We start from the raw sequence: 24118 nt of genomic DNA, 5'->3' as shown, positions 1-24118 counted from the left end.
GATGAAAACGCTTAAGGGACCGGCGATCTTTCTGGCGCAATTCGCCGGCGATGAAGCCCCGTTCGACAGTCTTGATTCGATTGGTCGCTGGGCGGCGTCACTCGGATACAAGGGTGTTCAGATCCCAAGCTGGGACAAGCGCCTGTTTGACGTTGAAAAGGCCGCCGAAAGCAAGGGTTACTGCGATGAAGTGATTGGAATACTCCGCCAGCATGGTGTTGAGTTGACCGAACTTTCAACCCATCTTCAAGGGCAGCTTGTGGCGGTTCATCCCGCCTATGACGAGATGTTTGACGGTTTTGCCGTGCCGGAAGTGCGCGGCAATCCAAAGGCGCGCCAGGAATGGGCCGTCAATCAGGTCAAGGCGGCGGTCAAGGCATCAGGCCACATGGGTATTGCGGCGCATGCGACATTTTCCGGTGCACTGGCCTGGCCGTTTGTTTATCCCTGGCCGCAACGCCCGGCCGGATTGATTGAAACCGCGTTTGACGAACTTGCCAAACGCTGGACGCCGATCCTGAATGCCGCCGACGCGGCGGGGGTTGATGTTTGCTATGAAATCCATCCGGGCGAGGACCTGTTTGACGGGGCGACGTTCGAGATGTTTCTGGAACGGGTGAAAAATCATCCGCGCGCCAACATCCTGTATGATCCAAGCCACTTCGTGCTTCAGCAGCTTGATTACCTTGATTTCATTGATATTTATGCGGACCGTATCCGCATGTTCCACGTCAAGGATGCGGAGTTCAATCCAACCGGCCGACAGGGTGTCTATTCCGGTTATCAAAGCTGGGTTAATCGTGCGGGCCGGTTCCGGTCGCTTGGCGACGGGCAGGTTGATTTCGGGGCGATTTTTTCGAAACTTGCGGCGATTGATTTTGATGGCTGGGCTGTTCTTGAATGGGAATGTGCGCTCAAACATCCCGAAGACGGTGCCCGTGAAGGGGCCGAATTCATTAAAAACCACATCATTCGTGTGACAGAGAAAGCCTTCGATGACTTTGCCGATGGTGGCACGGACGAGGCGGCCAATCGCCGCATCCTTGGCATCGACTAGCAGCATCACGGGCAATCTTGTCCATTTCGACTTTGGAGGCAGATATGAGCAAACAAACATCGCTTGGCCGTCGTTTGCGCCTGGGCATGGTTGGCGGCGGGCAGGGGGCCTTCATCGGGGCCGTTCATCGCATCGCGGCACGACTGGATGATCGTTATGAACTGGTGGCAGGTGCGCTTTCATCCAAGCCCGATGTCGCGGCGGCCTCGGCGGCAGGGCTGTTTATCGATCGTGATCGCAGCTATGCCAGTTTTGAAGACATGGCCAAACAGGAAGCTGCGCGTGAAGACGGCATTGATGTCTGTGCGATTGTCACACCCAACCACCTGCATTTCCCGGCCGCGATGGCGATGCTGGATGCCGGTATTCATGTGATTTGCGACAAGCCGCTTTGCATGACCGTCGATGAGGCCGAAAAGATCGCGGCCAAGGTCAAGGAAACCGGACTTCTGTTTGCCTTAACTCATAACTACACCGCCTATCCGATGGTGCGCGAGGCGCGCCAGATGGTGGCGGATGGCAAGCTTGGCAATATCCGGCTGGTGCAGGTCGAATATCCGCAAGGCTGGATGGCAACCAAGGTCGAGGATACCGATAACAAGCAGGCCAACTGGCGTGCCGATCCGGCAAAGGCCGGGATGGGTGGCGCGCTTGGCGATATTGGCACCCATGCGCATAACCTTGCGAACTTTGTATCCGGCATGACGCCGAGTGAAATTTGTGCCGATGTTGATGCCATCGTTGAGGGCCGCAAGCTTGATGACAATGTGCAGATCCTGATGCGCTATGAAAATGGTGCGCGCGGCATGCTGTGGGCAAGCCAGGTGGCGATTGGTCATGAAAACGGCCTTCGCCTGCGGATCTATGGCGACAAGGGCGGCCTTGAATGGGCGCAGGAACATCCAAACCATATGCATTTCCGCCCGCTTGACGGACGTCCGGAATTGCTGACCCGCGGCGGGGCTAGCATCGGGGCCGAAGGTCTTCATGGTGTACGCGTGCCGCCGGGGCATCCGGAAGGGTATCTTGAAGGTTTTTCAAACCTTTATACCGATTTTGCCGATCAGTTGGTTGCGCATCTGACCAATGGAAAGGCCGATGCCGCCGCCATGTTGGTGCCCGGCGTCAAGGAAGGTCTTGAAGGCATGAAGTTTGTCGAAGCCGTCGTGCGTTCCGGCCGGGACGGGGCCGTTTGGGTCAAGATGTGATCATTTCGCGCAATCGGGAAATCTGGGGATTTCCGTGTGGGCGAATGCACCATTGAAACGTGTTCTTCCCGACCGGCGCTCCGTCGGCATTGAGCCGCAGCCTTATTGGTTGCGGCTCTTTTTTGTTCTGTCGGATGCTTTGGGGCCGATGAAACGAGCGATGTGAGTTGCTTGACGCCGGTTGCTTATGGGCTGGCATCAGAAATAATCCGCTGTACAGAAGTTTAGTTTATTAAAATCAAAGGCTTGAATATCCGAAGGCGTGAATTTTGGGGGGGTCGCGCAGTCTGTGGTTTTCCACGAAGTGAAAAAGACTTGCTGCTCGGTTGATCGCCTATTGATGGATTTTCCGTATAGGTGTTTCCTAGGGTCATAAAAAATAATATTACTTTCAGGGAAATCACCGGGAGCGTCCGCATGCCCGAGAAGCCAAAGCTTTTGATAACGCGACGATTGCGGGATGCCGTTCAGGCACGCGCCTCGCGGGACTATCAGGTTCTGACCAATGGCGAAGACCGCGTTTTCACGCGTGAAGAGCTCATTGAAAAGTGCCAGCAGGTCGATGCTGTCCTGCCGTGCCATTCCGAGCATTTTTCGGCTGATGTCATTGCCGAATTGCCCAAAAGCCTCAAGATCATTGCCAATCATTCGGTCGGGGTGGATCACGTTGATCTGGCTGCGGCCAAGGATGCCGGGATTGTCGTGACCAACACGCCCGATGTGCTGTCGGATGCCACCGCCGAGATTGCCATGCTGTGCATGCTGGGTGCGGCACGTCGCGGGGCCGAGGGCGATGCGATGGTGCGGGCCGGCAAGTGGGATTTCTGGTCGCCGGCCTTCATGGTCGGGCGTCAGGTGACTGGCAAGCGGTTTGGTGTTCTGGGCATGGGCCGGGTTGGTCAGGTCGCGGCCGAACGGGCACGCGGATTTGGCATGGAAGTCCATTACCACAACCGCAAGCCACTGCCCGACCCTCTGGCCAAGGGTGCGATTTTCCACGAGACGGTCGAAGACCTGTTTGCCCATTCTGACGTGCTGTCACTGCATTGCCCGTCAACACCAGAAACAAAAGGCATCATCAACAGCAAGACAATTGCGATGCTTCCTGACCGCGCGATCCTTGTGAATACAGCGCGCGGCAATCTGGTCGATGAGGATGCACTTGTGGCCGCCCTTCAAAGCGGAAAGCTGTTTGCAGCAGGCCTTGATGTGTATTGCAACGAACCCGGTGGAAATCAACGGATTAGCGCGTTGAATAACGTCTTTCTGTTACCACATATAGGGTCTGCTACCGAAGAAACGCGTGATGCCATGGGGTTTCGCGCACTTGATAACCTTGATGCCTATTTTCAGGGGAAAGAACCCGGCGACCGGGTGGCGTAGAAGGCGGGAAGACCGTCTGCGTCCAGTTTGTTGAAGTCTTTAGGGTCAGGACCTATTAATTTGATTAGAATGGCAGAGCTTATATTTGTGAAATCCAAGGAAAAGACCGCCAAGCGGGTTGGTATCCCGCTTAAGGAATTTGACGCAGGAGTTTGCAAATATAAGCTCTGTCCTTCGGATCACTCAGATTTACACGGCCTACTTTGTCGCAAAACCTTGAAAGATAAATATCTTCCTGCGGTTTTGCTTCGCGTATCCGCATAAATCTGAGCGACCATTCGAACCAAATTAATAGGTCCTGACCCTAACAATAACAAAATGCGTGCCGTTTTTGCGGTCCCGAAACGGACCAAGCGCATCAAAAAGGATCTTGGATATCAAGATCAGGGGCTTTTGAAGGCTGACAGTTACCGAGTGTTTCCCGCCAATGGTGGACGGCAAACAACGGTATATCTGGGAGGAAAAATGGAAATGAAGACCAAATCTGAAGACGTGAAGTCCAAGGAACTATCCCGTCGTTCGTTCCTGACCAAAGGGGCGACCGGGGTGGTTGCAGGTGGTGCTGCGGCAACCGGCATGTTTGCGGCCCCCGCTGTTCACGCACAGCCTGCACCGATGGTTCTGAAAATGCAGACGTCCTGGCCGTCGTCCGACATCTGGATGACGTTTGCCCAGCAGTATGTTGATCGTGTTGAAGCCATGTCGGGTGGTCGTCTTAAAATCGACCTTCTGCCGGCAGGGGCTGTTGTTGCGGCCTTCCAGGTTCTGGATGGTGTCAATGACGGCGTAATCGATATCGCCCATTCCGTGCCGGTTTACTGGTATGGCAAAAACAAGGCTGCATCGCTGTTTGGCACCGGTCCGGTGTTTGGTGGTTCTGCAACCACCATGCTGAGCTGGTTCTATGCCGGTGGCGGTGAAGAGTTTTATCGCGAACTTATTCAGGACGTGATGGGACTTGATATCGTTGGTTTGCTTGGCTTCCCGATGCCAGCCCAGCCGTTTGGCTGGTTCAAGGGGCAGGTCAACACCGTTGCCGATATTGAAGGCTTTAAATATCGCACGGTGGGTCTGGCAGCAGACCTTCTGCAGTCGATGGGCATGTCGGTCGCGCAGCTTCCGGGTGGCGAGATTGTGCCGGCGATGGAACGTGGCGTGATTGACGCGTTCGAGTTCAACAACCCGTCCTCTGACATGCGCTTTGGCGCACAGGATGTGGCGAAGAACTACTACCTGTCCTCGTACCACCAGGCTTCGGAAAGCTTTGAGTTCCTGTTCAACAGATCCCTGATGGAAGACCTTGAGCCGGATCTTCAGGCGATCCTGCGTCACGCGGTTGAGGCGGCATCGACCTCGAACACGGCCCTTGCGATGGACAACTATTCCTCGGATCTGCAGAAATTGCAGGATGAGGGTGTTGAAGTGCACCGGACCTCGAAAGAGATTCTGGCTGCACAGCTTGATGCCTGGGACAAACTGATCCCGACGCTTGAAGCAGATCCGTTCATGAAACGGGTTCTCGACAGCCAGCGTGCCTGGGTCGAGCGCGTGACCTACTACGAACTGATGAACTCGCCTGATTATCAGCTTGCTTATGAACACTACTTCCCGGGCAAACTGAAACTCTGATCCCCGGTTCGGGTTTTTCAGTGTTTTGATGATCCTGACTGCCCCGTTGGCCTGATCACAGCCTTCGGGGCAGTCAATACGCGAACGGACAGGATTTCATGATTGGATTTATTGAATTCGCGGACAAGCTTTCGGCCTGGTTTGGCAAGGCCTTTGGCTGGCTGATTATCCTCATGACGCTGGGCATGAGTTATGAGGTCGCGTCGCGATACCTTTTTAACGCGCCAACCACATGGTCGCTTGATGTATCGTTCATCATGTATGGCACGCTGTTCATGATGGGCGGGGCCTATACCCTGTCGCGTGGCGGGCATGTTCGTGGCGATTTCATTTATCGTTTGTGGAAGCCCAGAACCCAAGCCAGGGTTGACCTGGTTCTTTATATCTTTTTCTTCTTCCCGGGTGTTACCGCCCTGATCCTGTCGGGCTGGAAATATGCCGCCCGTTCATGGGGTTATGGGGAAGTCAGCGTGAACAGCCCGGCGGGTGTTCCGATCTTTCAATTCAAGGCGGTGATTGTCGCAGCCGGTATTCTTTTGTTCATCCAGGGCATCGCACAGGTGATGCGCTGCATTTTGTGTATCCGTGAAGGGTACTGGCGCAATGCAGATGATGACGTTCAGGAAACCGAAGAATTGCTGATGAAACAGCAAGTGGCGAAGGAAGACTGATCAATGACGGTTTTCCTGCCATACGCGATACACGCCCCCGAACGGAGCAGCCAACGTGATTGACGCACATGTCGCCCTGATGATGCTGGGCATCTTTATTATACTGGTATTTCTTGGTTTCCCGGTTGCCTTTACCCTGATGGCGCTGGGGATCGGGTTTGGCTATTACGCCTATTTCGATGCCGGCCGCATGTGGCGGGCCTTTAACCGGCTGGCCGAAGACAGCGATACCCTGACATCGGCCATAACCTGGTTTGAAGGGGCGTTTAACAACCGAATATTCGATCTGTTTATCAACCAGACATATACGGTGATGTCGAACGAAGTTCTGACCGCCGTGCCGTTGTTCCTGTTCATGGGCTATATCGTTGAACGGGCCAATATTGTGAACCGGCTGTTTGGCACCCTTAACATTGCCGCGCGCAATATTCCGGGATCCCTGGGTGTGGCCGCCCTGATTACCTGTGCGCTGTTTGCGACCGCGACCGGGATTGTTGGCGCGGTTGTGACCCTGATGGGGATGCTGGCGCTGCCGGCGATGTTGAAGGCGCGGTATGACAAAAGCTTTGCGTCGGGTATCATTTGTGCCGGTGGGACGTTGGGCATTCTGATCCCGCCATCGATCATGCTGATTGTTTATGCGGCTGCGTCGGGTGTTTCGATTGTGCGGCTTTATGCCGGGGCGTTGTTGCCGGGCCTGACGCTTGTTGGCCTGTATCTTTTGTATGTTATGGGGCGTGCGATGTTGCAGCCCAAGGCGGCCCCGCGTCCGAGCAGTGATGAAATTCCCGAAGTGCCGTTGCCGAAAGTTCTTTGGATGCTGGCGACCTCGTTCTTCCCGTTGGCCTTCCTGATTTTGGCGGTGCTGGGATCAATCCTGTTTGGTCTGGCGACCCCGACCGAGGCGGCATCGATTGGCGCACTTGGCGGGATGTTGCTGGCGGCGGCCTATCGGGCGCTGACCTTTGACCGGTTGCGCGAGTCTGTTTATCTGACGGTGCGGACCTCGGCGATGGTGTGCTGGCTGTTTGTCGGGTCCTATACCTTCTCGTCGGTGTTTTCCTATCTCGGTGGGGAGCATGTGATTGCCGAGTTTGTCGGGGGCTTGGACCTCACACCGCTTCAGTTCCTGTTGCTCGCACAGTTGATTATCTTCCTGCTGGGCTGGCCGCTGGAATGGTCGGAGATCATCATTATCTTTGTGCCGATCTTCCTGCCGCTTCTGCCGCTGTTTGATATTGATCCGCTGTTCTTTGGGATACTGGTGGCACTGAACCTTCAGACTTCGTTCCTGACGCCGCCGATGGCGATGTCGGCCTATTACCTGAAGGGGGTGGCACCCAGCGGGATATTGTTGACCGATATCTTCAAGGGGATCATGCCGTTCCTGTTCATGGTGATTGTCAGCATGGTTCTGATGTACACCTTCCCGCAAATCGTGTTCCATTTGCCAGACCTGTTCTATGGCGCACGATAATGGGAGTGCCTTATGCGTAACATCAACCCGCTACTGACACTTGATGTTGTCGAACTGCGCGACCGCCTTGCCAGCGGGGCGGTGCGCGCGGTCGAATATGTCGAGGCCTGCCTGGCGCGCATTGCCGAGGTCGAACCGCAGGTTCAGGCATGGGCGTGGCTTGACAGTGATCATGCGATTGCCCAGGCGCGTGCCCTTGATGCCAGACGGCAATCAGGGGCCCCGATTGGGCCGCTGCACGGATTGCCGGTCGGCCTGAAAGACGTGATCGATACCGCCAAAATCCCGACAGAGAACGGCACCGTCCTTGACAAGGGGCGGGTGCCGGAAGAGGACGCGGTTCTGGTTTCGCGCCTTAAGGCGGCAGGTGCGATTATCATGGGCAAGACGGTTTCGACCGAACTTGCCTTCATGCATCCATCCAAAACGCGCAACCCGCATAACCCGGATCATACACCCGGTGGATCATCAGCCGGGTCGGCCGCCGCCGTGGCAGCAGCGATGGTGCCGCTTGCGGTGGGGACGCAAACCGGTGGCTCGGTCATTCGCCCGGCGTCATTTTGCGGGGTGGTCGGGTTTAAGCCGACATTTGGCGCGATTGCGCGCACCGGGGTGCTCAGCCAAAGCCCGACCCTTGATACCATCGGTGTGTTTGCCAATTCGATCACCGGGGCGGCGATGGTGGCCGAAAGCCTGTTTGGCTATGACGCGGGGGATCCGGCGACCGAGCCATCCCCGACGCCGCGACTTTTTGATGTTGCCAAAAGTGATCCTTTGGTTGCGCCGATGCTTGCCTTTGTCCGGCCGCCGCAATTTGACGAAGTGGCGGACGCAGAAACCATCGAGGCGTTTCGCGAAATTACCGAAATGCTGGGCGATCAATGTTTCGAGGCGCCTTTGCCCAAGGCGTTTGAAGATGCCAATGCCCTGCGCGCGCGCATCAACTTTGCCGAAATGGCCAAGGATTATTACGCGTATGAAAAGCGCGGGCGTGAACATCTTTCGCCCGAAATCCTTGAGGCAATTGACAAGGGCAATGACGTCAAGGCGCGCGATTATCTTGCCGCCCTTGACTGGCGCAAGGTGCTGAATGCCGGTTTGGAGGAAGTGTTCAATCGCTGTGATGCGATCATTACGCCTGCTGCCACCGGCCCGGCGCCGGCCAACCATCAGACCACCGGCAACCCGATCTTTAACGGGCTTTGGACATTCTGCGGCACGCCTGCCGTGACCATCCCGCTTTTATGGTCGCAAAACGGCATGCCGATGGGGGTTCAGCTTGTTGGTCGGGTGGGCGATGACGCGCGGTTGATGCGAACCGCCAACTGGTTGAAATCACAACTTACCCGTCAGGAGAACGCATAATGGAAAACAGTCTTTTGAACCGTGCCATGGCACTTCTGTCCTTTGCTGTGCTTGTCGGATTTGTCGGCATTCTTGTCGGCTATGTCACCCGCTTTGACCTTGCGTTGATCGTAGCGCTGACGGTTGGGCTTGCCGGGTGGGATATGTGGCATGTCGCCATGGGCCACAAGGAAGACAAACACTGATCTGACGGGGAGTAATCCCTGAAGATGCAAGCAAACTTGCGGGACAGGATGATGATGATCCTGTCCCGCTTTTTTATTTGGTGACGTTTAAGAAGGCCCGGTCAGGCGGTATCAGACAGATACCGCGTCATAGCCAAAGCGTTTGGCGGCGATCTTTGTGATATCGCGGATCAGGGCAATTTCACCCTCATCGAATTTCGGCCGGTAATAGTCTGGCGCATGAATGGTCGGCGCGACACGATCAATCAGGGGCCCGGCATCATCCAGTTCGACATGGTCAAACAGGGATGCGAGTTGTTTGGCCGGATCGGCGACCAGATCTTCGTAGCGCACGACCAGTGTTGCCTTTGCCAGATCCTTGTTCACGATCATCCGGTCGGCCAGATAATGATGCAGGTTGGACCAGTAGCGCGCCCAGCCTTCAATCTCATCGCCATTGGTCCAGAGCTTCATGATCGCGAAGGTTTCGTGCAGATCGCCGGTATTGATCGGGCGGCGGTCCAGCCCGAATTCGTAATGCCCGACGCGCTGCATATGGGCAATGGCGCGTGGGTTGTCGGCTTCGCCCGCGCAGAACAGTTTATGTTGCTTGATCAGGGATGCGATGTGCCAGACCGGATCGCGCACCGGTAAAACAAACCGGGCATCGGGGAAAATCGACAGCAGATATTCCATCCGCGTGACCAGATAGTTGGCCTTGGACACATAGCGTTGGCCGCCCCGAACATGGATCAGTTTGCGAATGTGATCGCGGTAAAACTGTTCAAAACCCGGGTTGCTTATATGGCCATCGAGAACGTTGCTTTTGCCGATTTCATGCAGATTGTTAAAGAAGGCCATCCAGATCATTTCCTCGAAGGCTTCGGGACTTTCGGGGGTGACATTGATGCCGTCTGCATGGGTGCGTTCGACCGCAACATTTTTCTTGCCCGGCGCCAGATCGACAAAGCGGTTCCACAGCCAGGGCGTGAAAACAGGCGGGTAATCGCGATAGCGGTGGGTTGCCGCATCCGCGTGACCGGCCAGTGTTTCGAGCAAAATGGTGCTGCCCGATCGGGCGAGGCCGGCAACAAAAATCGGCTTTTCGATCTTGATATCTTCAATGGCGTCGGCGGCCAGTCTGGTTTCGAAATTGCCCAGCCGGATCCACTGTTGCGGGTGGCGCGATACCAGCCCGCTTAGCCAGTGATCCCAGCCAGAGACATGAAACGCAGTATTGTTTGATGCCTGTTTCGCGGTCGCATTGGTCATTCGATCCGAAACCCTTGCTTGATGGCAAGTGACCCCAGCAACAGGCTTACGAAGAATGTCAGCTCCCACCCGCGGGCCCAGTCCGGACCAGCAGAGAGGATTTCCTGACTTTGCAAGGCAAAGCGAAGCTGTGTGACCGGGGTGTCATCGGGCAAATAACCCGCCGGATTGCCGATCAGGCTGTTCCACCAGACTTTATGATGCATGACCGGAATGGGGGCTGCTGCCTCGACGATATGGCTGTGTCCTTCGATATGTCCGGGGATCTGGACAATCGGGCAGGCACCAGTGACCGCATCAGGATTGCCGCCGATCTGTTCGATCTCGGTATCCTTGGGTTCTACGTCGATCTGAACCGGTTCGCCGGGCGGCGGGCAGCTATATCCGTATTGCCCGTCCAGCCAGACAATCAGGGCAAGGGCGGGAAGGGATGCCACAACCGCGGGGCCAATGACAAAGCCGACCAGTTTGAAGGATTTGGCAAGCTGCGCCTTGGCGAGTTGCATGCCCTGCCCGAAATCCTCGCCGTCGTCATCGGACATGGCGCGCTGGGCAGCTTTGACTTCCGCCTTTACCTGCTTGATGCGGGTTTGCGGCGAGATCAGGCGATATAAAACCATGGAAACGCCAGCACAGATCAACGCCCAGATCAGCACCCGGCCAAATGGACCAATGGCCGTGGCCATCAGGTCATCAAGGGCGGCAAATGCCGGGGCGGGCCAATCAAACAATCCCATGGCAAATAGTCCCATGGCAAAAAGTCCGGTTTGAATTCATCTGCCTGCCCAATCAGGAATTTTGATGTTCTGATGCGTTGGCGGTCGCAGGCTTAGCTGCACGGTTGGCCTTGCGTTTGCGCATCATCTTGCGAAGCGGCCACATCAAAACAAAACCGACCGCAACGACGATTGCCGCCAAAACCGCCCACAAGGCGGAAAGCAGGCTAAGACCAGCACCTGGCCCGACATAGGCGTGGGCGGGAAAGGCAATCAGCATCATCGCGCCCGCAAGCGTTACAGTGCCAATGGTCAGAAATGTCTGGGATTTGTTGGCTTTAGATGCCGGCATTATCGAGCTGTTCATTTGCGGTTTCATTGTGCTTCTCCTGCGTTGGAGGTGCCTGTATTTGAGGCGGGGGCGGTAGAGCGAAACAGGTCGGCACGCGCATCGCTGATGCGTTCGGCCTGTGAGACGACGGGGACGAGTTTCTTGCCGGGGTTGTCCGGATCATCGCGGCGGATCGGGTTGTGGAATTCCCAAACGATTTCGCCGCTGTCGGTGACTTCCAGCAGACGGCCGCCACTTGATTCCGTAATCAATGTATTGCCATTGGCCAGACGTTGCTGATCAGCACGAATGTTGCTGTCAAACTTCTGATCGGCGTTGCCCTTGTATTGCCAGGTGATGGCATTTGTCCGTGGATCGATTTGCAGAATGCGCGAGAACCCGGCATCGGGATCAGCAAACTGTCCCTGGTTATCGAACAACAGGATTTCGCCATTGGGCAGAACATCCGGGTCATGTTGGCCCAACCACGGCCCACGGGTGGCCCAGGTGATTTTTTCCGCATCCATGTCGAGCACGGCAATGATGCCAAGATCGCGGAAGGACAGAACGACGTCACCCGCCTTGCCATAGGCAAAGTTGGCGGCGGTTTTATCGTCGATCAACTGGATCGTGTTGGTATGAAGGATGTCCTCGTTGGCGAAATAGGGGGCAAAATCAACCATGTTGGCATAGTTGGAATTGATCAGCGCATCAAGGATCGAGACGCGTTTGATCTCCTTGCCATCGGGCGACAGGATCACGGCAAAATCATCAAGGCGCGGCGGCCTGAGTTGTTTGCGATTGGGATAGGTGTTGAACCGGAATTCCTGTGTCAGCGCATAGACACGGCCATCATCGGCGATGGAAAAATCATGATGCGCGGTGCCAAGATATTTCCAGATCGGTTTTGAATTGCGATCAATCTTGGCCATGCCATAGCCATAAGGCGTATCGCCCGCCGCGGTATACTGGACAATCAGATTGCCATCCGGCGCCATCTTGGCCGTATGCCAATGCATGAATTCATCTTTTTGCGGATTGGGGATCGGCGATGTTTCATCGTGAATGGCACTGAACGGCATCCGCCATTCATGGACGATGTTGCCATCCATATCGATCAGAACCGCATGGGGACCGTCGCCCGATGAATACAGTGTCAGGCCATTCTGTGCCTTGTCCTGGTCGTGGATGGTGACACCGGTTTGATCGGTGCGCGCCGGTGACCAGAAATCAAGCCGTTCGACATCGGTATATTTGGTACGTTGTTCCCAAAGTGCTGTTCCGGCACGCCAGGCATTTTTCAGAGACTGGTACGGCGGGACTTCCGCCAGTACCACAAACGCGCCAAGCCCAAAGCTGATCGCGGCAATTCCGATCACAGAAGCTGTGAGAAACAGGCGATCACCGGTATTGGTGGTGTTGGACTCTTCGTATTGACGAGTATCAGGCACGCATAACCTCCGTGTATTTTGACAGAAAGGTTACGCAGGCGTGCGGGCAAATTTACGGCGATTTTATCGGTAATTGCGGCGAACTGGTCTGCAATTAGCCGCGAATTCGCCTTAAACGTTAATTGTTAATATGAACAATCATACCGTTTTTTGGGGGGTGCGGATGCAGACGGGGCAGGAAAATGATCCTGCCCACTGGTCCGGTTTTATTTGCGTTCGGGGGGCTCTACCAGATTTTCAATCGGGGTGATTGCGGTGGTTTTGACCTTTTTGGTGACGATATAGGTGAAATAGCGATCGATCCCGATATTGGACACCAAAAGCCGGTCGATCAGACGTTGATAGGCATCAACGTCATGACACAGCACCTTGAGCATGTAATCCACCCCGCCGCCAAGCGCATAGCATTCGACGATTTCGGGGATGTCTTGCACGGCGCGTTCGAAAATCTGGAAGTCGTCATGCTGGTGATGACGCAGGGTGACTTCGGTCAGGACCAGTGTCGGTTTGACCAGCTTTTCCAGATTGATATGGGCGTGATACCCCGAAATAACGCCAAGGTCTTCGAGGCGTTTGAGCCGTTCCCAGCACGGGCTTGGCGAAAGGTTCACCGCCTCGGCCAGTTTGACCTTGGTGATGCGCCCTTCGCGTTGCAGGGTTTTGAGGATTTTCAGATCGAGCTCATCAAGCCGGACCATGGTCAGAGCACCTCGGCAATCACAATCAAACAGTCACCCGTTTTGATCAGGCCCTGGAAATGGCGGCACGAAACGATACCTTCGCGCGGGGCATAATATTCGCGCGGCGGGGTGCCTGTGCGTTCAACATCATAAATACGCGCGATCAGATCGCCTTCCTTGACCATGTCGCCCAGATCAACGCACGGCTCATACAGGCCGGATGCCTCGGATGCGACAAAGCAACGGTCATCGGGCATATCAAGCATGGTCGTACCGGTCGGGCTGGGTTCAATTTCACCTTTGAGGATACCGGCATGAATAAGGATGTTGCGCACACCGCGATCGGCAATTGCGACACGTTCGGCCGTGGTTGAACCGCCGCCACCCAGTTCGGTGGTGACAAAGGTTTTGCCAGCTTCCTCGACCACGGTGTCAAACATGCCAACCGCATCAAGTTCGAGCATCATCATCGAATAGGGCGCGCCGAATGCCTTCATGGCGGCAACGCAGCGTGCTTCCTGTTCCTTGTCGGGCAGGACGTGGGCGGCTGCGAACGGGATGAAATCAAGCGTCTTGCCGCCGGAATGGATATCAAGAACGATATCGGCCTCGGGCACGAGATAGCGGAAAATATAATCGGCGATCTTTTGGGTCACCGTGCCATCGGGTTTGCCCGGGAAGGAACGGTTCATGTTGCCCGCATCAATCGGGGATGTCCGAGATGCACTGCGAAATGCCGGATAGTTCATGGCGGGCAGAATGATCACACGACCGGTGATTTCACCTGCGGACAGGGATTCTGCCAGTTTAAACAGGGACACCAGGCCTTCATATTCGTCGCCATGGTTGCCGCCGGTCAGAAGGGCGGTGGGGCCATTGCCATTGCGGACCACGGTGATCGGGATCATCACGGCACCCCACGCGGAATCATCACGCGAATAGGGAAGCTTTAAAAAGCCGTGGTGAATGCCATCCTGATCAAGCGGGATCGTCGGGCTGATGGGCGATGGTTTTGTCATGGTCGTATCCTTAAAAAGCCTGACTTCGCGACCGTCGTCGTCAGGCTGTGGCGTCAGGTAACGCACACCATGACCCGCGCAAATGTCGCGAGGTCATGGCGTGCGGAACGGTTTTTCAGGGTCAGTTTTTGACAAACAGCTGTCGTGGATAGCTGGTCAGGGTTTTCGACCCGGTTTCGGTGATCATCATGCTTTCGGTGATCTCGATCCCCCAGTCATCGAACCATAGGCCCGGCATGAAGTGGAAGGTCATGCCCGGTTCAAGAACCGTGCGGTCACCGGGGCGCAGGCTCATGGTGCGTTCGCCCCAGTCCGGCGGATAGGAAAGCCCGATCGGATAGCCACAGCGGCTGTCTTTTTCGATGCCGAATTTCTGCAAGACCCCAAAGAAGGCAATGGCGATATCTTCGCAGACATTGCCCGGTTTGGCGGCTTCAAGCCCGGCCTGAAGGCCTTCGATCAGGGCACTTTCGGCATCAAGGAAACGTTGATCGGGTTCGCCAAGGAAAATCGTGCGCGACAGCGGCGCATGATAGCGGCGGTAACAGCCGGCAATTTCAAAGAAGGTGCCGGCATTGCCCGGAACGGGTTTTTCATCCCAGGTCAGATGCGGTGCACCAGCATCCGGGCCCGATGGCAGAAGCGGCACAATCGCCGGATAGTCGCCACCAATGCCGTCAACACCGGCGATCCCGGTACGGAAGATTTCCGCAACCAGTTCGTTCTTTTTCATGCCCGGTTCGACGATTTCGAAAATGCGTTCATGCATGTTTTCAACAATGCGGGCGGCTTGCCGCATATAGAAAATCTCGGTCTCGGATTTGACCGCGCGCTGCCAGTTTACAAGGGCCGTGGCATCGGAAAACTTGGCGTTTGGCAGATGGGTCTGGAGTTGCAGGAAAGCCTTGGCGGAGAAATAGTAGTTGTCCATTTCCACACCGATACGGCGCGATGCCCAGCCGCGATATTCAATCACCTCGGCAAGGTAGTCCATCGGGTGATGGGTGGTCGATTGCACATAGTAATCCGCATAGGGAATGATGCGGTCATGCGGCATATAGACCGTGCGTTTTGCCCCGTTGGCATCCTGCGAACGCCCGAACCAGATCGGGTCGTCTTCGATTGGAACCAGTACGCATTGATGGACATAGAACGACCAGCCGTCATAGCCGGTCAGCCAGGCCATATTCGACGGATCGGTCACGATCAAAAGATCGAGCCCCTTTTCCACCATGGCTTTTTTGGTTTTCTCCAGGCGCTCGGCATATTCCTCACGCGTGAAATTCAATTCTACCTGGCTCATCGCAGGCCTCCAGATAAAGGTGGGTCCAGACCCTGTTTCCCTTTGTTGTTAAGAAGTAATCTCGACCCCTGTACCGGCTGCATCACAGCGGTGACGGGCGAGAGTGGCGATAGCGGTGTCTTGCACACCGGTTCCGGTCAAATCACAGATGGTAGTCTGACCCGCACTTGTCCTGCCGGTCAAGGATTGGGCAATGATTTGGCCGAGTTCGGGGAATGTCGCGTCAGAGGACACCACACCGGCATCAATGGCGTGATGCAGTTCGCCAAGGATGCGTGTCTGTGCCTGACTGTCGCTGACATAAAGGTCGGCCTGCCCGATCAGGGCAGGATCAATTTCGTTTTTGTGTTCGGCATCGGACCCCATCGCGGTCACATGCGTTCCGGGCTTGACCCAATCGGCCATCAGAACCGGTTCGCGCGCAGGCGTCGTGGTGACGATGATATCCGCCGTGCTTGCGGCGTCCTTGCCATCGGTCGTCGCGGTAACCGGAATGCCCAGGTCAAGCGATGCCTTTTTCGCGCACGCCTCGGCCTTGGCGATGTCGCGTGCCCAGATCGTCGCCGAGGTGATATCGCGCACCAGTGTGAGTGCCTTCAGCTGCAACTGGGCCTGCACGCCGGCGCCAAAGATGGCGGCATGTTTGGCGTCTTCGCGGGCCAGATGTTTGGCCGCCACACCACCTGCGGCGGCGGTGCGCACATCGGTCAGGTAGCCGTTATCAAGCAAGACGGCCTCAAGCAGGCCGGTTTTGGATGAAAACAGGTTCATCAATCCGTTGACCGATGGCAGGCCGAGTTTGGGATTGTCAAAGAAGCCCGGGCTGATTTTGATGGCAAAGCTTTCGATGCCCGGCACATAGGCGGTTTTGACATCGACCTCGCCATTAAACTCGTCAATATCCAGACGCAGGATCGGCGGCATGCGGACATCCTGTGTCGCAAGCGCCTTGAACGCGCCTTCGACACAGTTGATGGCATCCATATCGAGATCAATGACCTTGCGCAGGTCGGTTTCGATGAGGATTCTGATTGTCGGCATGGTTTGTTACTCCGCCATCAGGTCGACGTCTTCGCCGCCAACAATGCGTTTGTGCAGGTCCATGTCGATATTGCACCCCGTCGTCAGCACGACCGTGCGGCCGGGATTGTCGACCAGACCGGCACGCAGGGCGGCAATGCCCACGGCACCGGCACCTTCGACGACCTGTTGGTCATCATGGTAGGCCGCCCGGATGCCGTCGGCGATCTGGGCTTCGTTGACCAGAACGAAATCGTCGGTCAGATCGCCGCACATATCAAACGTGTACTGGTTGTTTTCACCAATGCCGCCGCCCAGGCTGTCGGCCAGTGTCGGCAATTCCTTGACCGATGTCGGTTTGCCTTCCTGAAGGCTTGTGATCATCGCACAGCCACGTTCCATGGTAATGCCAACAACCCGGATCATCGGATTGACCGATTTGGCGACCAGCGCCACACCGGCCAGCAACCCGCCGCCGGACAGCGGGACCAGCAAGGTATCCACGTCGGGAAGGGCTTCGACGATTTCAAGGCCAAGGGTGCCTTGGCCGGCAATGACATCAGCATGGTCAAAGGGCGGCAACATGATCATGCCATCCTGTTCGACCAGCCGGTCGACTTCGTGTTGGGCTTCGTCCTGTGACTGGCCGATGATGTGGACTTCGGCACCGAGTGCCCGGATGCCATCAACCTTGTTTTGCGGCACCAGTTCGGACATGCAAATGATCGATTTCACCCCGGCATTGCGCGCGGCAAAGGCCAGTGCACGGCCATAGTTGCCTGTTGATACGCCAACGACACCCTTGGCCTTTTCCTCGTCACGGAGGCGCAGCACCGCGTTGGCGGCACCGCGCAGCTTGAAGCTGCCGGTATATTGTTGTTGTTCGCATTTCAGCCAGACCGGGCTTCCCATACGGTCAGACAGGGCGGCAGACGGGCGGAGCGGTGTGTGGATCACATGACCCGCAATGGTTTTGCGGGCAGAAAGAACATCAGCAAATGTGATGGGGTCTTTCATGGGGCCTCATCTTCGTTGGTTTGTTTCGGGGCCTGATCAAACAGGGTGCCGAACCCTGTGATCGGCTTTGTGTAGTCAATCAGGTTCAAGGCATGCCAAATCAGCGCCTGATTGCTGGTGATGACGGGCTTTTTGAGCTTACGTTCGGCATCAGAGATGATTTCGGCCGAGCGGATCGCGGTGCAGGAAATAAACACCGCATCGGCATCCGGCGTGTCGACCTTAAGGGCCGCTTCCAGCAGGGCCTTGGGCGGCAGGGCGGTCATGTCAAAATCGTTATCAAGACCGAAGCCCATCACGCGGGTCACATCAAACCCGCGCTGATGAAAACCATCGGCAACTGATTGGGTCACATCGGCAAGATACGGGGTCAGGATGGCAATTTTTTGTGCGCCAACCGCACGCAGCGCCAATTCGCTGGCCAAAAGCGGATTGGTGACCTTGGTACCCGGCATGCCTTGATTGATCAGGGCTGCGATTTTGTCAGAACCGGTGACAGCAGTGCCCGATGTGCAGCCGAAAATGGCAACATCAACGCCATAACCCGGCAACAGCGTTTTGGCTGCGCGTGGCAGGTCGGCTGCCATCGATTGCAGGTTTGCGACCGTGACCGGGTTGGCGTTTTCAATGCGCGTGGTGAACAGGCGCACGTCGCCTGGCAGGATGGCGCGCAGGTCATCCTCGCTGTTGAAATCTGTTGCCAGCGTGATCAGGCCAATCCGCCCTGCCGGTCCGACCGGATCAGGGGAATAGGACACGTCTGCCGGCTCTGGCGTAACCGCACGGGATACGGAAATCATCCTGAACTCCAGAAGCGGGTCGTCCCGATTTAATCAGGACGACCCAGTTTCAAATTTTCAAATATGCTTCCGGTCGCAGCCGGAATTTACGGGCCAGAACTTGATCAGCGGAAGGCAAGCTCTGGCAGGAACAGCGCGATCTGCGGAACAAAGATCAAGATCACGGCCGCAAGCAGCAGCATGATGATGAAGGGCGGTGTTCCACTGATCACCTCGGCATAGGGTCGCCTGAAGATTGCGATGGCTGTAAAGATGTCACACCCGAATGGGGGCGTGGCAGAGCCAATGGCAACCTGAAGCGTCACCAGCGTGCCGACAAGAACCGGGTCGAGCCCCGCCGCATTGACAAGCGGCATGAAGATCGGCGTCAGGACCAGAATGACAACAATCGGGTCAACGAACATGCAGCCAATGAAGAAGGCAATGCAGATTGCGGCCAGAATGATGTAGGGATTGGCCCCTTCAAGACCCAGCGCGCCAATCACGTGCTGCGGGATCTGGGCAAAGGAAATCACGAACGAGAATGTCGTGCCGGCACCGACCAGAATGAACACGACGGCTGTGATCAGACCGGTAGAACGGGCAATTGCCAAAAGTTCCGACCATTTGACCGACTTGAAAATCAGAACTTCAAGAATGATGGCATAGACCACGGCAACGGCCGCAACCTCGGTCGGGCTGACCCACCCCAGATAGATGCCACCGACGATCAGAACCGGGAACATGATGGCCGGACCGGCATTGATCACGGCCTGACCGCGTTCGGCCCAGGTCATGCGCGGGATGGTCGGGATGTTGTTCTTTTTGGCGTAATACATGCAGTAGGCCGAGAACATGATCAGGATCAGAATACCCGGGCCGATACCGGCCAGGAACAGTTCCCCGATCGAGACTTTGCCCACCACGCCAAAGACGATCATGCCGATTGATGGCGGGATCAGAAACGCGATGTCACTGGCATTGATGATCAATGCCATGGCGAATTTGTCTTCGTAGCCCGCCTTGAGCATCTTGGGGCGCAGCGGACCACCCATGGCCACAACAGTCGCCTGGGTCGAGCCCGATACCGCGCCAAACATGGTGCAACCAAGGGCGGTGGTAACCGCAAGGCCGCCGCGCACATGGCCGACAAAGGTCATGGCAAGGTCAATCAGCCGGTTGGCTGTGTGCCCCTTTGTCACGATATCGGCGGCAAAGATAAACATCGGCACCGCGATCAGGGCGACCGGCGAGATGCCCGTGACCATCTGCTGAATGAGGATGCGTTCGGGAATGGGCATGTAAAACATGAAGGCAACCACACTGGCGGTTGCCAGCGGCACCATCATCGGGAAGCCCAGCACCAGAAGCCCCAGCATCACCAGAAGGATTGTTGTTCCTAAATCCATTTTTCCATTCCCCCTTACAGATGATGCTCGTCGGCGTCGTCAAACGTATCCTCGACCTGATAGGACAGGTGCGTCCCCGGTTTGAGGATGTTGGTTAACGCTGCCAGAACAAACTGGATGCCGGTTACGCACAGGCCAAACGGCACGATCAGAACGGTCAGGTAATAGGGGATGCGCAAGGCCGGGGTCAGCCGGTTCGATGTGATCAGCGACGAAACATAATCAACCGAATACCAGGCCAGAAGGAACAGCAGAGAGGCCGTGCCAAGCGTGATGAAGATCATCATGACCTTGCTGGCGCGCGGGCCCAGCATATCGGTAAAGGCCGACATGCGGATATGGCGCCCCATGCGGGCGGCCTCGCTGATGCCGACAAAGGTGACAAGAATGATCAGAAATTGATTGAGCTCTTCGGAAAAGAAGATGCTCGAACTGAACCCCAGGCGCATGATCACATTGGCGACGGTGTTCACCGCCATGATGATGATGCTCCATCCGAGGAGCTGTCGTTCGACGACGGACAAGCCGTGGTCGAGTTTTCTTAAAATCCCCAACGCCCCGCCACTCGGAGCGGGGGCCTCCCCGTTTGCACCTGACATAGAACCTCCTTGATGCGTGTGCGAGACATTTTTGTGGAACGCTGTGTGCGGATGTTGGTTCCCTCCCACACGGATTGTCGTTCGCTTCACGCCGGTTCAGTCAGAATAAAAACGCTTTGTGATGGTTCAATCAGATTTTTGTCATGACACAAAATCAATACATCACGTCGAAGGCGTGAACGCCGGGCATTTGATCCATGGTATGGCGAATTTGGATCAGGGCATGCTGGACCGTTGGCGTATCCGGGGCACCGCCAAGACAGATCCGCATGGCGTTTGGCCGGGGCACCTTGACGGTCATGAACGGGTCGGAAATCGTGACAGCGACGCCGTTTTTGCGCAGTTCGGAGGCAAACCATTCTTCCTGCCAATGTTCGGGAATGCGCACCCAGGCCGACAGGGATGTCGGGTGATGGCGCACAACCGCATCGCCGAGAATATCGGCAACCAGTGCCTGGCGTTCGCGCATCAGGGCGCGCTGGACCGTGACCGCCTGATCGACGGTGCCATCGGCAATCCAGCGTGCGCCGATCTCTGCCATCAATGGAGTCCCCATCCATCCGGTGACGCGTAAAACGCTGCTGGCACGAATCGACAAATGCGCGGGGACAGCCAGAAAGCCGGTTCGAAGGCCCGGCATAACCGCCTTGGTCAGGCTTGAGACATGAAAGCCAAGCTTGGGCAAAAAGCTTGTGATTGGTGGCAGGTTTTCTTCGAGCAGCGGGCGATAGACATCGTCCTCGATAACATAGACGCCGTAATGTTCGGCAATTTCGGCGATGCGTTTGCGCCGTTCCAACCCCATCAGGCAGTTGGTCGGATTGGTAAAGATCGGGGTGACGACAAGGGCCCGGATTTGACGCGTGCGGCATTCGTGCTCAAACGCATCGGGCAGGATGCCCTCGTCATCGGTGGGCAGCGCGCCCAGCTTGAAGCGCAGGATGCTGGCCGAGCCAATCACACCATGATCAGTAAGGCTTTCGGTCAGGACAACGTCATCGGGCTGAATGACGGTGGAAAGGGCGGTAAAGACGCCTTGTGCGGCACCATTGGTGATCAGAAGGTTGGGGATTTCAACATCGACCCCCATGCCGGAAAGCCAGTTGCGCCCGATGTCGCGGTGATAATCAAACCCGGCAACCGGCCGGCAACTTTCCATCCAGCCGTGATGGGGTTCTTCGGCCAGTTTTGCATGCATCTGGCGTGACAGGTCATTGTGAAAATCGGTATAGGCCGCACGCACGATTGAAAGATCAACCAGATCAGGTTGGCGACTATCGAGGATAAAGGACGATGCCCGGTCGGTCAGGCGGGCCTGCACAAAGGTGCCGCGACGCCGTTCGGACCGCAAATAGCCCTGACGTTCGACTTCCTTGTAGGCGGCACTGACGGTTTGAACGCTGACTTTCAGGCGATAAGCCAGTTCACGGTGTGTTGGCATGCGGACATCGTGGCGCAATCTGCCTGATTCAATATCGGTAATGATTGCTTCGACCAGTGCCTTGTATTTCGGGCCTGTTTCGCCGCTGAGGTCGATGTCAGGTAACCACATGATTGTCTTTCCACCCTGATGTTTTGGCCAGCGTAACATGGAGGACCTGTTCTGTGTAGGTGTTCGGACTAATTTGTCATGAGACAAAACTAACATTGACCTGATGCAGGAACATTTCAAAACTTTGGGCGTTCATCACAGTGATGTTGAAATTAAGCGTTCCGATCCGAGTGCCTTCATAAGCGTTGGCGCCGATCGTTGAGCGCGATAACACGGGAGACTTCGATATGAGTCTGAACAAACTCCTTAAAGCGACCCTATCGGCGGCTGCACTGTTTGCCGTCGCAGGGACCGCTGCCCACGCCGAGGAATGGAAATTCGCCCACGAAGAGAGCCCGGGTGATGTTCAGGACCTTTACGCTCAGGAATTCAAACGCCTGGTCGAAGAAAAGACCGATGGCGACGTAAATGTAACCATTTACACCTATGGTCAGCTTGGCACCGAGAACGACATTACCGAGCTGACCGCAGCCGGTGCTGTTCAGTTCTCGAACGCATCGCCGGGTCACCTGGGGACTTTCGTTCCGGAAATTCAGGTCTTTGGCGTTCCCTACCTGCTGTCGCAGGATAACGAGGTGAACAAGAAGGTTCTGTCTTCGAGCCCGACCATTTACGAAGGTCTGTCCAAGGACTTCGAGTCCAAGGGGCTGAAGCTTTATACCATGTACCCGGAAGGCGAAATGGTCTGGACCACCAAGAAACCGGTCGAAAAACCGGCTGATTTCGATGGTGTGAAATTCCGTGTCATGACCTCGCCGATCCTGATCGAAACCTATGAATCTTTCGGTGCTGATCCGGTCGCCCTGCCGTGGGGTGAAGTTTATTCCGGTCTTCAGACCAGCGTGATTGATGCACAGGTCAACCCGATCTTCTTCGTTGAAAGTGCCAAATTCTACGAAGTGACCGACCATCTGATCTATGCCGGTCAGCAGCAATACACCACCACCGTGGTTTCAAACGCGGCCTTTTATGACGGCCTGTCGGATGAACGCAAAGAGATGCTGGCGGAAGTAAAGGCCGAACTGGATGACTTCATCTATGAAGCCCAGAAAAAGGCCAATGACGAAGCGCTTGCACGCATCAAGGAAGCCAAGCCGGAGATCGAAGTGATCCGTCTGAATGACGAACAGCGTTCGGTCTTCAAGGAAGCTTCCAAAGGCGTTGGCGCAAGCCTTGTTGAGGAAGTCGGTGGTGACACCGAAGAAGTGCTGAACTCGCTTCGTGAAGAGTTTGGTACCGACATGTAATCGGGACTTCCCGATTTCATAAGATATCGCAAACCCCCGCAGGCAGTGCCTGCGGGGGTTTTTGTTTGTCTTGAACGGTCGGTCTGTGATCCCGGTGATGCTCACAACATCAGCGTTTCTGCGTCTCATACGTGCCCTTTCCGATAAGCGGACTGTGGTGATGAAACTGACGTGAAAGGAACTGGCTGTGAATATGCTCAACCTGCTTCAAACTGTCCGTGACGCGATCTTCCCGGCAATCATGTTTGCCGTGATGGCGCTTGGTACGCTTGTGTCGTCGCCAAAGGCGGAAGTTTACAATCCCAATGGCGTGCCGATCTCGTCGAGCGAATGGGCCGAAACATCCCCGGACTCCGCAAAGGTGACGGTAAAGGATGCGCTGAGTAATTCCGGGAATGCCACGGTTGTTGCCGGTGTGACCAATGCGGGTGCGGCACCTTATCTGAACCTGTTTGGTTCTGACGGTGCCGGTTCGATCTGGTGGCCGTCAGCAGATGGCGGCAATGCCGAGATCCAACTTCAGATCATAAATGCATCGGGCAGCGTCACCGCTGCTTGCACGGTGACGTCCAAGAAAGATACTGCCGGGAAGTTTGCGACGACCTGTCAGTAACCAAGGGTTTGCGCCCGTGGCAGTGAGATCGTGGCAGTGAGGTCATCGTCGCGTGGAAATAAAACAGGGGCCGGTCATGGGCCCGGCCCCTGTGCACCGCCGCGTCGGGAAGAAGGTTTGACGCGGCGGGTATTTGTGATGTCGCAGTGATATCAG

At 55.9% G+C, this 24118-nt stretch carries 23 protein-coding genes; 10 read left to right on the top strand and 13 right to left on the bottom strand.

The genetic code is table 11. The features are described 5' to 3' along the window. The first annotated feature begins 1 nt into the window (after window position 1). From DY252_RS18645 to DY252_RS18610, 8 genes are all read left to right on the top strand, one after another. Window positions 2-1057: a sugar phosphate isomerase/epimerase family protein gene (locus DY252_RS18645; RefSeq protein ID WP_064789029.1), complete on the top strand. Its 1056-nt coding sequence runs from the start codon at window positions 2-4 to the stop codon at window positions 1055-1057. A 44-nt stretch (window positions 1058-1101) separates the two neighbouring features. Beyond that, on the top strand, window positions 1102-2265 hold the full coding sequence (locus tag DY252_RS18640) for a Gfo/Idh/MocA family protein (RefSeq protein WP_064789028.1): 1164 nt from the start codon (window positions 1102-1104) through the stop codon (window positions 2263-2265). 417 nt (window positions 2266-2682) lie between these two features. Next, window positions 2683-3648, top strand: a complete 966-nt coding sequence (locus tag DY252_RS18635) for a 2-hydroxyacid dehydrogenase (protein WP_064789027.1) — start codon at window positions 2683-2685, stop codon at window positions 3646-3648. A gap of 471 nt (window positions 3649-4119) precedes the next feature. Next, window positions 4120-5277: a TRAP transporter substrate-binding protein gene (locus DY252_RS18630; protein WP_129542772.1), complete on the top strand. Its 1158-nt coding sequence runs from the start codon at window positions 4120-4122 to the stop codon at window positions 5275-5277. A 98-nt stretch (window positions 5278-5375) separates the two neighbouring features. Continuing rightward, complete coding sequence (locus DY252_RS18625; protein ID WP_064789026.1) at window positions 5376-5948, top strand: TRAP transporter small permease subunit; 573 nt, start codon at window positions 5376-5378, stop codon at window positions 5946-5948. 55 nt (window positions 5949-6003) lie between these two features. Further along, on the top strand, window positions 6004-7425 hold the full coding sequence (locus tag DY252_RS18620; protein ID WP_064789025.1) for a TRAP transporter large permease: 1422 nt from the start codon (window positions 6004-6006) through the stop codon (window positions 7423-7425). A 12-nt stretch (window positions 7426-7437) separates the two neighbouring features. After that, window positions 7438-8790, top strand: coding sequence for an amidase (locus DY252_RS18615; protein ID WP_064789024.1), 1353 nt, complete (start codon window positions 7438-7440; stop codon window positions 8788-8790). Then, window positions 8790-8975, top strand: coding sequence for a hypothetical protein (locus tag DY252_RS18610; RefSeq protein ID WP_064782480.1), 186 nt, complete (start codon window positions 8790-8792; stop codon window positions 8973-8975). Before DY252_RS18615 ends, DY252_RS18610 begins: the two co-directional genes overlap by 1 nt. A gap of 111 nt (window positions 8976-9086) precedes the next feature. Here the strand turns inward: DY252_RS18610 and DY252_RS18605 are convergent, their stop codons facing one another. The 13 genes from DY252_RS18605 to ehuR all read right to left on the bottom strand — a co-directional run bounded on the left by DY252_RS18605 (window position 9087) and on the right by ehuR (window position 22102). Further along, window positions 9087-10226 carry a sulfotransferase family protein gene (locus DY252_RS18605; protein ID WP_064789023.1) on the bottom strand — a complete coding sequence of 380 codons (1140 nt, stop codon included), beginning with the start codon at window positions 10224-10226 and terminating at the stop codon, window positions 9087-9089. Next, entirely contained in the window at window positions 10223-10963 is a 741-nt protein-coding gene (locus DY252_RS18600; protein WP_064789022.1) for a hypothetical protein, read from the bottom strand. The genes DY252_RS18605 and DY252_RS18600 overlap by 4 nt, the downstream gene beginning before the upstream one ends. 52 nt (window positions 10964-11015) lie before the next feature. Beyond that, entirely contained in the window at window positions 11016-11321 is a 306-nt protein-coding gene (locus tag DY252_RS18595; protein WP_064789021.1) for a hypothetical protein, read from the bottom strand. Continuing rightward, a complete protein-coding gene (locus DY252_RS18590) occupies window positions 11318-12724 on the bottom strand; it encodes an arylsulfotransferase family protein (RefSeq protein ID WP_064789020.1) in 1407 nt (468 codons plus the stop codon). The genes DY252_RS18595 and DY252_RS18590 overlap by 4 nt, the downstream gene beginning before the upstream one ends. A 206-nt stretch (window positions 12725-12930) precedes the next feature. Next, window positions 12931-13422: an Lrp/AsnC family transcriptional regulator gene (locus DY252_RS18585; RefSeq protein WP_064789019.1), complete on the bottom strand. Its 492-nt coding sequence runs from the start codon at window positions 13420-13422 to the stop codon at window positions 12931-12933. Window positions 13423-13424: 2 nt separating this feature from the next. After that, a complete protein-coding gene (gene doeB / locus DY252_RS18580) occupies window positions 13425-14423 on the bottom strand; it encodes a N(2)-acetyl-L-2,4-diaminobutanoate deacetylase DoeB (RefSeq protein WP_008890034.1) in 999 nt (332 codons plus the stop codon). Between the two features lie 121 nt (window positions 14424-14544). Further along, window positions 14545-15726, bottom strand: coding sequence for an ectoine hydrolase DoeA (gene doeA / locus DY252_RS18575; RefSeq protein WP_008890035.1), 1182 nt, complete (start codon window positions 15724-15726; stop codon window positions 14545-14547). A 48-nt stretch (window positions 15727-15774) separates the two neighbouring features. Beyond that, window positions 15775-16767, bottom strand: a complete 993-nt coding sequence (gene eutC / locus DY252_RS18570; RefSeq protein ID WP_064789018.1) for an ectoine utilization protein EutC — start codon at window positions 16765-16767, stop codon at window positions 15775-15777. Window positions 16768-16773: 6 nt separating this feature from the next. Beyond that, window positions 16774-17763 carry a hydroxyectoine utilization dehydratase EutB gene (gene eutB, locus DY252_RS18565; RefSeq protein ID WP_064789017.1) on the bottom strand — a complete coding sequence of 330 codons (990 nt, stop codon included), beginning with the start codon at window positions 17761-17763 and terminating at the stop codon, window positions 16774-16776. Beyond that, window positions 17760-18563 (bottom strand): maleate cis-trans isomerase family protein, encoded by an 804-nt coding sequence (locus DY252_RS18560; RefSeq protein WP_064789016.1) that lies wholly within the window; start codon window positions 18561-18563, stop codon window positions 17760-17762. The genes eutB and DY252_RS18560 overlap by 4 nt, the downstream gene beginning before the upstream one ends. A 104-nt stretch (window positions 18564-18667) precedes the next feature. Then, on the bottom strand, window positions 18668-19951 hold the full coding sequence (locus tag DY252_RS18555) for a TRAP transporter large permease (RefSeq protein ID WP_064789015.1): 1284 nt from the start codon (window positions 19949-19951) through the stop codon (window positions 18668-18670). 14 nt (window positions 19952-19965) lie between these two features. After that, entirely contained in the window at window positions 19966-20550 is a 585-nt protein-coding gene (locus tag DY252_RS18550) for a TRAP transporter small permease (protein WP_064789014.1), read from the bottom strand. Between the two features lie 154 nt (window positions 20551-20704). After that, window positions 20705-22102: a MocR-like ectoine utilization transcription factor EhuR gene (gene ehuR / locus DY252_RS18545; RefSeq protein WP_064789013.1), complete on the bottom strand. Its 1398-nt coding sequence runs from the start codon at window positions 22100-22102 to the stop codon at window positions 20705-20707. Between the two features lie 227 nt (window positions 22103-22329). Between ehuR and DY252_RS18540 the strand changes: the two genes are divergently transcribed. Next, a complete protein-coding gene (locus tag DY252_RS18540; protein WP_008890042.1) occupies window positions 22330-23349 on the top strand; it encodes a TRAP transporter substrate-binding protein in 1020 nt (339 codons plus the stop codon). Window positions 23350-23536: 187 nt separating this feature from the next. Continuing rightward, window positions 23537-23962 carry a hypothetical protein gene (locus tag DY252_RS18535; RefSeq protein ID WP_129542771.1) on the top strand — a complete coding sequence of 142 codons (426 nt, stop codon included), beginning with the start codon at window positions 23537-23539 and terminating at the stop codon, window positions 23960-23962. Window positions 23963-24118 lie beyond the last annotated feature (156 nt).

This window comes from Thalassospira indica, assembly GCF_003403095.1.
GTDB classification, from domain to species: domain Bacteria; phylum Pseudomonadota; class Alphaproteobacteria; order Rhodospirillales; family Thalassospiraceae; genus Thalassospira; species Thalassospira indica.
The sequence above is the reverse complement of the archived record's forward strand: the minus strand, read 5'-3'. Positions and strand labels throughout refer to the sequence as shown.

Coding starts and splice junctions, on each gene's coding strand:
- DY252_RS18645 (WP_064789029.1), top strand. CDS start 2: ATGAAAACGCTTAAGGGACCGGCGATCTTTCTGGCGCAATTCGCCGGC.
- DY252_RS18640 (WP_064789028.1), top strand. CDS start 1,102: ATGAGCAAACAAACATCGCTTGGCCGTCGTTTGCGCCTGGGCATGGTT.
- DY252_RS18635 (WP_064789027.1), top strand. CDS start 2,683: ATGCCCGAGAAGCCAAAGCTTTTGATAACGCGACGATTGCGGGATGCC.
- DY252_RS18630 (WP_129542772.1), top strand. CDS start 4,120: ATGAAGACCAAATCTGAAGACGTGAAGTCCAAGGAACTATCCCGTCGT.
- DY252_RS18625 (WP_064789026.1), top strand. CDS start 5,376: ATGATTGGATTTATTGAATTCGCGGACAAGCTTTCGGCCTGGTTTGGC.
- DY252_RS18615 (WP_064789024.1), top strand. CDS start 7,438: ATGCGTAACATCAACCCGCTACTGACACTTGATGTTGTCGAACTGCGC.
- DY252_RS18610 (WP_064782480.1), top strand. CDS start 8,790: ATGGAAAACAGTCTTTTGAACCGTGCCATGGCACTTCTGTCCTTTGCT.
- DY252_RS18605 (WP_064789023.1), bottom strand. CDS start 10,226: ATGACCAATGCGACCGCGAAACAGGCATCAAACAATACTGCGTTTCAT.
- DY252_RS18600 (WP_064789022.1), bottom strand. CDS start 10,963: ATGGGATTGTTTGATTGGCCCGCCCCGGCATTTGCCGCCCTTGATGAC.
- DY252_RS18595 (WP_064789021.1), bottom strand. CDS start 11,321: ATGAAACCGCAAATGAACAGCTCGATAATGCCGGCATCTAAAGCCAAC.
- DY252_RS18585 (WP_064789019.1), bottom strand. CDS start 13,422: ATGGTCCGGCTTGATGAGCTCGATCTGAAAATCCTCAAAACCCTGCAA.
- doeB (WP_008890034.1), bottom strand. CDS start 14,423: ATGACAAAACCATCGCCCATCAGCCCGACGATCCCGCTTGATCAGGAT.
- doeA (WP_008890035.1), bottom strand. CDS start 15,726: ATGAGCCAGGTAGAATTGAATTTCACGCGTGAGGAATATGCCGAGCGC.
- eutC (WP_064789018.1), bottom strand. CDS start 16,767: ATGCCGACAATCAGAATCCTCATCGAAACCGACCTGCGCAAGGTCATT.
- eutB (WP_064789017.1), bottom strand. CDS start 17,763: ATGAAAGACCCCATCACATTTGCTGATGTTCTTTCTGCCCGCAAAACC.
- DY252_RS18560 (WP_064789016.1), bottom strand. CDS start 18,563: ATGATTTCCGTATCCCGTGCGGTTACGCCAGAGCCGGCAGACGTGTCC.
- DY252_RS18555 (WP_064789015.1), bottom strand. CDS start 19,951: ATGGATTTAGGAACAACAATCCTTCTGGTGATGCTGGGGCTTCTGGTG.
- DY252_RS18550 (WP_064789014.1), bottom strand. CDS start 20,550: ATGTCAGGTGCAAACGGGGAGGCCCCCGCTCCGAGTGGCGGGGCGTTG.
- ehuR (WP_064789013.1), bottom strand. CDS start 22,102: ATGTGGTTACCTGACATCGACCTCAGCGGCGAAACAGGCCCGAAATAC.
- DY252_RS18540 (WP_008890042.1), top strand. CDS start 22,330: ATGAGTCTGAACAAACTCCTTAAAGCGACCCTATCGGCGGCTGCACTG.